Origin of the sequence: Okeania sp. SIO3I5 (genome assembly GCF_010672085.1) — a bacterium.
GTDB lineage: Bacteria > Cyanobacteriota > Cyanobacteriia > Cyanobacteriales > Microcoleaceae > Trichodesmium.
This window is the reverse complement of sequence record NZ_JAAHHT010000059.1, coordinates 5,367-7,088: the sequence shown is the minus strand read 5'-3', so window position 1 is coordinate 7,088 and position 1,722 is coordinate 5,367. Positions and strand designations below refer to the sequence as shown.

The 1,722-nt window shown below is 31.1% G+C and carries 1 protein-coding gene; it reads left to right on the top strand.

Annotation, left to right across the window (positions count from 1 at the left end):
* On the top strand, window positions 1–262 hold a 262-nt coding region (locus F6K40_RS15540), incomplete at its 5' end, for a hypothetical protein (protein WP_293137341.1).
* Between the last annotated feature and the right edge of the window lie 1,460 nt (window positions 263–1,722).

The window sequence follows — 1,722 nt, the reverse complement described above, 5'->3', positions numbered from 1 at the left end:
TTTTTTGATTAGGGAAATTTCGACAAAAATTATCACATCAAATATCTGGTGGGAAAATCCGTTAAATAGATTTTCTGGGGAGGTTAGTATTTCAATAATTCTCGGAAATTTTTCCCAATATTTTTGGGGAATAGCTTTGAGTCGTTCGGGGAAATATTTAAAGATTTATTTGACTCAAACAGTCAAATTTTTCTGTATCGAAAGGTGGTGGTTAGAGAGACTTTTCTCAAAATTAGGTAGCAGAAAAAATTACAACTTTTAAAATCAGGTAAATAGATTTTATGGGGAGGTTGGCATTTGAATAATTCTCGGAAATTTTTCCCAATATTTTTGGGGAATAGCTTTGAGTCGTTCGGGGAAATATTTAAAGATTTATTTGACTCAAACAGTCAAATTTTTCTGTATCGAAAGGTGGTGGTTAGAGAGACTTTTCTCAAAAAAAATTACAAACTACTTTCAGAGCTGAAGTCAAAAAAGCTCTGAATTTTCCGGGTAACTTCATCAACTATGCTGAGAATTTTCTCCATTTTTTGATTCGGGAAATTTCGACAAAAATTATTACATCAAATATTTGGTGGAAAAATCAGTTCAACAATTAATAATGAATAATTAATAATTACCTCTCCTTGAAACTGATAGGATTGACTAAAAGGAAAATTTTTATTTATTATCCCCTATCCAAGGGGAGGCTTTAAACCAAAATTTTTCGGTAAATAGATTTTCTGGCGAGGGCGACATCTAAATTATTCTCTAAGATTTTTCCGAGTATTTTTGGCAAACAGCTTTGACTTTATCGAAAAAATATTTAGAGATTTATTTGATTATTTGAGTCAAATTTTTCTGCGTCGAAAGATGGTGGTTAGAGAGACTTTGATCAAAATTAGGTAGCAGAAAAAATTACAACCTACTTTCATATCTGAATTCAAAAAAGCTCTGGATTTTCCAGGTAACTCCATCAACTATCCTGAGAATTTTCTCCATTTTTTTATTAGGGAAATTTTGACAAAAATAATCACATCAAGTATCTGGTGGAAAAATCAGGTAAATAGATTTTCTGGCGAGGGCGACATCTAAATTATTATCTAAGATTTTTCCGAGTATTTTTGGCAAGCAGCTTTGAGTTGTTTGGAGAAATATTTAGAGATTTATTTGACTAAAACAGTCAAATTTTTTTGCGTCGAAAGATGGTGGTTAGAGAGAATTTTCTCAAAATTAGGTAGCAGAAAAAATTACAAACTACTTTCAGAGCTGAAGTCAAAAAAGCTCTGAATTTTCCGGGTAACTTCATCAACTATGCTGAGAATTTTCTCCATTTTTTGATTCGGGAAATTTCGACAAAAATTATTACATCAAATATTTGGTGGAAAAATCAGTTCAACAATTAATAATGAATAATTAATAATTACCTCTCCTTGAAACTGATAGGATTGACTAAAAGGAAAATTTTTATTTATTATCCCCTATCCAAGGGGAGGCTTTAAACCAAAATTTTTCGGTAAATAGATTTTCTGGCGAGGGCGACATCTAAATTATTCTCTAAGATTTTTCCGAGTATTTTTGGCAAACAGCTTTGACTTTATCGAAAAAATATTTAGAGATTTATTTGATTATTTGAGTCAAATTTTTCTGCGTCGAAAGATGGTGGTTAGAGAGACTTTGATCAAAATTAGGTAGCAGAAAAAATTACAACCTACTTTCATATCTGAATTCAAAAAAGCTCTG